The organism is Microcystis sp. LE19-41.2A (assembly GCF_027530405.1).
Classification (GTDB): domain Bacteria; phylum Cyanobacteriota; class Cyanobacteriia; order Cyanobacteriales; family Microcystaceae; genus Microcystis; species Microcystis aeruginosa.
Window position 1 is genome coordinate 1 of record NZ_JAPZQJ010000636.1, and the last position, 5994, is coordinate 5994.

8 protein-coding genes and 1 pseudogene are annotated in these 5994 nt (G+C 39.7%); 1 reads left to right on the plus strand and 8 read right to left on the minus strand.

The features are described 5' to 3' along the window. Nucleotides 1-392 (plus strand): annotated as a pseudogene (locus tag O9290_RS26120) (IS630-like element ISMae26 family transposase); the annotation flags it as partial. Between the two features lies 1 nt (nt 393). On the opposite strand, the gene O9290_RS26125 reads toward O9290_RS26120, so the two are convergent. The 8 genes from O9290_RS26125 to O9290_RS26160 form a co-directional block, all read right to left on the minus strand. Then, nucleotides 394-1281, minus strand: coding sequence for a DEAD/DEAH box helicase (locus tag O9290_RS26125; RefSeq protein WP_288059523.1), 888 nt, complete (start codon nt 1279-1281; stop codon nt 394-396). Nucleotides 1282-1552: 271 nt separating this feature from the next. Then, nucleotides 1553-2215 carry a Na(+)/H(+) antiporter subunit B gene (locus O9290_RS26130; RefSeq protein ID WP_125730147.1) on the minus strand — a complete coding sequence of 221 codons (663 nt, stop codon included), beginning with the start codon at nt 2213-2215 and terminating at the stop codon, nt 1553-1555. Next, the gene (locus O9290_RS26135) at nt 2215-2757 is read right to left on the minus strand and encodes a DUF4040 domain-containing protein (protein ID WP_287969412.1); all 543 of its coding nucleotides are present in this window, start codon (nt 2755-2757) and stop codon (nt 2215-2217) included. Before O9290_RS26135 ends, O9290_RS26130 begins: the two co-directional genes overlap by 1 nt. 8 nt (nt 2758-2765) lie before the next feature. Continuing rightward, nucleotides 2766-3035: a monovalent cation/H(+) antiporter subunit G gene (locus tag O9290_RS26140; protein ID WP_002761419.1), complete on the minus strand. Its 270-nt coding sequence runs from the start codon at nt 3033-3035 to the stop codon at nt 2766-2768. Continuing rightward, nucleotides 3032-3283 (minus strand): hypothetical protein, encoded by a 252-nt coding sequence (locus O9290_RS26145; RefSeq protein WP_002739224.1) that lies wholly within the window; start codon nt 3281-3283, stop codon nt 3032-3034. The genes O9290_RS26140 and O9290_RS26145 overlap by 4 nt, the downstream gene beginning before the upstream one ends. Beyond that, entirely contained in the window at nt 3280-3663 is a 384-nt protein-coding gene (locus O9290_RS26150; protein ID WP_002761417.1) for a Na+/H+ antiporter subunit E, read from the minus strand. The genes O9290_RS26145 and O9290_RS26150 overlap by 4 nt, the downstream gene beginning before the upstream one ends. Then, nucleotides 3660-5096 (minus strand): cation:proton antiporter, encoded by a 1437-nt coding sequence (locus O9290_RS26155; RefSeq protein ID WP_288026930.1) that lies wholly within the window; start codon nt 5094-5096, stop codon nt 3660-3662. The genes O9290_RS26150 and O9290_RS26155 overlap by 4 nt, the downstream gene beginning before the upstream one ends. Then, nucleotides 5093-5440 carry an NADH-quinone oxidoreductase subunit K gene (locus O9290_RS26160; protein ID WP_002761414.1) on the minus strand — a complete coding sequence of 116 codons (348 nt, stop codon included), beginning with the start codon at nt 5438-5440 and terminating at the stop codon, nt 5093-5095. Before O9290_RS26160 ends, O9290_RS26155 begins: the two co-directional genes overlap by 4 nt. Nucleotides 5441-5994 lie beyond the last annotated feature (554 nt).

Sequence of the window (5994 nt, forward strand, 5' to 3'; positions counted from 1 at the left end):
TAATTAGTGCTATAAGCTTAGAAAAAGTTGTCGCATCAGTCAACATATACGGTGCAGTGGATGCGGTAACATTTGAAGGATTTATTCTCAAGGAAGTGCTGCCAAAAATTAAAGAAGGAGACTGTCTGATCATGGATAACGCCAAGATTCATCTCGGAGAAATGGTCAGAGAAATAATCGAACAAGAAAAAGCTAGACTCATCTATTTACCTCCTTATTCTCCCGAATTCTCTCCTATTGAAAACTTTTGGTCAAAAGTGAAAGCGACGTTAAGAAAACTGAAGGCGAGAACTTACAAAGACTTAATAGAAGGGATTGAATTGGCTATGTTAGAAGTTACTCAAAAAGATATTCGCAATTGGTTTACTCACTGTTGCTACTGTACCTCATAAGTCAGAGAATTGCTATACATAGCTCATAATAAATTCCTTCTATCTCAGGACTTCCCCAAGCGTGAATAATTTTTACTTTTTCCCAGTCTGGTTCGGAATTTTTATGCTCATAACTAAACCGAGTAATTAAATCTTTGTATTGATCCTTTAACGAGCGTGTATAGAAGGTAACAGCAATATTCCAATCGGGATGAGTTGCATGAAGATAAGCTACTTTCAGCGCTAAGACAATTGTTTTTCCCGAACCTGCTAAACCTCTAATTCTTTGTACACCTTTAGTGGTTTCTAAAACAGCCTTATTTTGAGTTTCATCAAGATTAGCGATAGAATCTTCTAATTTTTTTAACTTTGCTCCCCTAGAATCTGGTTTAACAACATAACTGCGAGCGTCTTTTTTTCTAATGGTTGTAACAGCTTGTATAACTGAGTTGACTTTCTCGAAATATTCAGAATCATTGCCTTGACATTTCTTGATAAAATCATCAAGATCTTTATCTTTAATAAGAACAGGATATTCCTCTGGGTTAATTCCTTCTGGATAATTATTCCAAATCGGTGCATAGGTGGCTACAGAAATGTTAACTATTAGCTTTCTTTTTTGAACAAGCTCTTTATAAGACAGCAGTTTTGCTTCTAACTTGGTTATGCTCTCGTCTTGAGTGCCTTCAATATCCAAATCATAATTTTTTCCCTCATCAATATTAAAAATAATAACCCCTTGCTGACGAGAGACTAATAGAGCATCAATTTGATATCCTCCTTGGGGAGTTCCAATAATAGGATAGCCGATATACAATGTTCCCTCTATATCTGTTCTTTCCTCAAAATATTTAGCTAATCTTTGAGAAGATACAGGTTTAGCTGAAGAACCGCGAATAACGTTAACCATAATTTTTACCTCGGGAGTTCTTTTAGCAGAATCATTAGATGCCTATTGATTCTTGAGGAGGGCAACAAAATTACTATAGCATTTTTTCAACCATCAAGTCATGTTATGATTATCGGTTAATCCCCAGTTTTGACCTAAAGCTATAAATTATAGCTATTAAGTAGGGAGGCACAATTATTTGTAGGATGGGTTAGCGGTAGCGTAACATGAGTGGGCGTTGGGTTTCATGCTTCAACCCAACCTACGTTCTATAAATATAGATATTAACCTCTCACAATAAACCGCGATAGCGGATAAAAACGAGGATTACTGCCCAGGAACCTAAAGCTACTTTAACGGCGACTAAAATGTTTAGTATCGGCAAAATGCCGCCACTAAATAGCGCACCTAATTCCCCGTGGGGTAACTCAAATCCTGAGAGAGTAATGGCGGCTAAAACAATAAAAACTAAGACGGAAATTTTCTCCCATGTTGCCGCTTGCCAACGGCGATAAATTGCTTGCATCCATTCGGGAGACGAGGTAATTGCTATTAAACCAATTGCCGTACCTCCGGCGACTCCGGCGGCAAAACCTCCCCCCGGACTTAAATGTCCGCGGATAGCTAATTCAATGCCCACTAAAGCGGTAATTGTTGCCCCTAAACGGGCTAAAATAATTGAAGGTTGGTCAGTAAATTGATGGATTTTACTGGCGGGTTTTTCGGTGGCTAAAAGAAAATTCGCCCCCATAATGGCAATGGTAAAAACAACCACTTCATAGATGGTATCGTAAAGACGATTACGAAAAATCACTACCGAAACCGCATTAGGAACACCGCCGTCGCGCACTAGGGATTCAACAATTTCTAAGGATGATACAGAGGAAGCAGTATTGGGAATAATTACCATTTTGATAGCGAAGGCAATGGCGGCTAGAGTATAAATCCATTTCATTAGTGTTTCTCCTCTAATTTTCGGGTTTCAATACAGGTTAAAATCGTGTTGGCTGCCGTTAATTCATTTTTAAAAATATCGTAGAGATAGGGTAATCTAATTGTGGTTTCGTAGGAGATAGTTTCTGGATTGTCTTGACGGATACAGACGGCATGAATATCCTTATCCATAAGTGCCTGTTGCAAAGCTTGTTTATCACTGTAGGCAACTAATTCTAAACGCATAAAACGTTTACTTAAAACCGTTTGTAGTTGAGTTTTTAACTGTTCTAAAACTGTATCGTTTTCCTCCGCAATTACTCCTAAACGCATCACTAAAGAGGAACGAATCGCCACCGCGTAGAGAGTTACGGCTAACATGGTTCCCATCAAAGCTTCGGTTAAAGACACATCTGCTGCCCCTAATAAAGCATAAACTAAGGCTGCTATTGCTCCCAAAACCCCGCGAATTACTAGAGCTTGGTAGGGATTAGATTGTAACATCACCATCGCCGCAGTTAAAGGCAAGAGGGCAACAATAACATAGAGATAACTTTCATTCATCTTTAATTCTACTCTCGATCGCTAGAAGTATAAGCTAAAACGTAGCCTAACATGGTGTTCCAAATTGCTAAGGAAATTATTGCCAATAACAATAAAGGCCAATTTTGGGGAACTTTCAAAAGTAGCCCGAAAATAATCGCCATGGAACCCAAGGTATCAGCGACAGATAGACCATGTAATTTATATAATACCGAGCGCTTGTCTAAAAGATGCGCCGTTCCCCAAAACCAGAAAAAAACTCCGATAGCGATACAGATATAACTGAAAATGTTAATCATGATTCGTTCAGTCGTTTAAGAATTTGTGCTAATAACATAAAGCCGGCATTACCGACACTGAGAATAATCACTGCTACCACTCCAATCATCCAATCATCCCGCAGAACCGACACCACTAGAATAATAATCGATGATTTACTGGAAGCACTGGCAAAGGCGGCCATTTTTTGCCAGATGTCATCATTTTTTGCCACTTCATAAAGGGGAATTAATAGGGCGACAATCATGGCAATGAGAACAATATTCATTCCTGGGAACTCCGTTTAATTAGATGAACTTCATAACCCTCATTTTCCTTGTATTCGGTGACGATAGTTTTCGGTGTAAAGGTAATGAGAAATATATCCCAAAAAGCCAATCTGGGTGAACGTTTACCCGCAATTCTCTCTAAAATAATTTCTTCTTCCTTGTGGGGACGAAAGATGATTTCAAAAGCTTCTTTATAAGCTTGGGGAATAGCTATAAAGACTTTAATTATTACCTTTAACCAATCGCCTAAAGTTTCGCTAGAGGCGAAATTACGGGGCAAAAGAAAAGCAATAGCCACCCCGATCATAATATTAGCGGGGGTAAAATTAGCGGTGAGTAAAAACCACATAGTTAAACGCAGAATTATATGTCCGATCATGCTAAGACCATCCAAAACAATAGAACTAACATTATACTCATCATACCGACGAGATTATCAAATTGTTCCCAGGCTCGCGATAATTTTAGGGATAACTTTTTGAAAACTCCCAGATATAACCACCACCCGGCACCGATGACGGCTAAAGCTTTGATAAGATTGGGGAGATTATAAGCTTCAACATAGACGGCATTGGCTAAAAATAGGGCGGCAAGGAGCAGAATTATTGCTATCCAGAAACCGATAGTTAGCTTCTGTTTACTTTCGCCACCAGCGTGGGGTAAAAAGATAAATTTAGCAAAGGAAATCGCCGTCCCCACCGCCACAAGATTGATCATAATCTCTTGCCAGGGGACTAAATTTTTCATCGTTAACGCTTTCGCACCAAAACCAGATAATAGGGGGAATCCAGAGATAGAAAAACTAGCAACCACTAGGGCAATCCAGAGAGAATTAGGGATCGATTGTTGCTGTAATTCTTTAAAATTGCGACTGGGTAAAACTCCCGCTAACAGAAATAGGCAAGATTTAACTAAACCGTGGGTAAGGGTATAAAAACCACTGACTACCGGGGCGGCTAAAATAAAACCTAACTGGGAAATAGTATGGAAGGCTAACATCCGCTTGCTATCCTTTTCAAACACTGCGTATGACACGCCAAAAATCGCCGTTAGCACCCCGAAAAGCCGAATTAGGACATCCAAATCCTCTAGGATTAAAGCACAGCGCAGGAGGGGAAAAATGCCAGCTTTTACCACCACCCCCGACATCAGCGCCGAGACGGAGGTTTCCGATTCCGAGTGTGTCATCGGTAGCCATAATCCCGAGACAAAGATTCCCCCTTTGACTAATAATCCCATGAAGATTAAAGCCAAGGCTTCGGGAGGTGCGCCCTTTAAACCAGCAAAAGCAAAGGAATTATTGGCTTTATAGACTAAAACTGCGCCAATAAGGTAAAATAACATCGCCACATTGCTGATAAACAGATAACGCAGGGCAACCCAGAGAGAGCGATCGCTGCGAGGATAGGCAATCACCAGAAAAGCGGCAATACTAATTACTTCTAAGGCAACGTAAACGCTAATAAAATCCTCACAGACGAAGACAGAATTAATGCTGCCGTGAAGAATGATAGCTTGGGCGTAAAAAAAGGCGGTTTTGCTACTTTCCCAGTTATAAAAAATAACTGCCATCGTCACCAGGGCATTGGTGAGGATAAAATAGGCACTTAACTGATCGGCTACCAGTCTCACGCCATAATTATCTAGTAGGTTGAGGGTTATGGGGGAGGATTGGCTAAATAGAAGGAGAGAATAGGCGAGAGAGATAATAGTGGTGGCGAGAGCCAGATATTTGTCTAATCGCGGCAATAAATAGATGATAAAGCCGATCAAAAAGGGTAAACTTATCCAAGCGATCGTTAAAGTATTCATGGTGTGTTATTTTTTTCTATCTCGCTGCTGTCGAGGGTGGGGTTATCTTTAGCTAATTTCATTACTCCCACCAGCATTAACGCCTGAATCGAAAAACCGATGACGATCGCTGTTAAAATCACTGCTTGGGGTACAGGATCGGCGTAATTTTGCTGTTTAACTGTACTGAGGATGGGAGTAAACAAACCGTCACGGGAAGAAATCACCACATAGTAGGCGATAACGCCGGTACTCATGACATCCATGGCGATAATCTTCATGATTAAGTTTTTTTTCAGGAATGTTCCTAAAAATCCGCACAAAACGGTGGCGAATACAAACAACTCTAGGAGGGGAATCGTCACTGGGCTTCTTGATTAGATTTGGTTATGAGTCAAAATATTTCTTCTAATTATCCTCGATCGAGTCCTATTTATCAAAAAATTCTCAAGATTATGGGGGGAATTTTCGGGCGGCCAATAGATTGTTTTGGATCTATAATTATTATTGAAAAAAATAAAAGCAAGCGGTTTCGCTTTAATAATGTATATCTTCCCAGAGGGAGCAATCAGTAATGTTTTGGAAATCTTTGATATTTTTGCTGGCAATAATAACCCGACGACTGGGATATTTTTCTTTGAGTAGCGACCATTGAGCCGATAGGATACAATCTATATCAATATTTTCTTTAACTTTTCAGCCCAAAGATAAGCGGCTTTTTGTAGTAAAATAAAACTGACTTTCTGAAACTTAATTACATTCCTTAACTTATCTAATTCGGCTCTTCGGTTTGTGTTATGCAATGGATGGGGGTTATAAGGAATGAAACCCTTATAGAGACAGACATTACCGCGATTTTTGTCAATTGTTTGCGATCTAGAGCGAACTAATCAATTAAATCTCTTGCCAGATAAGGATT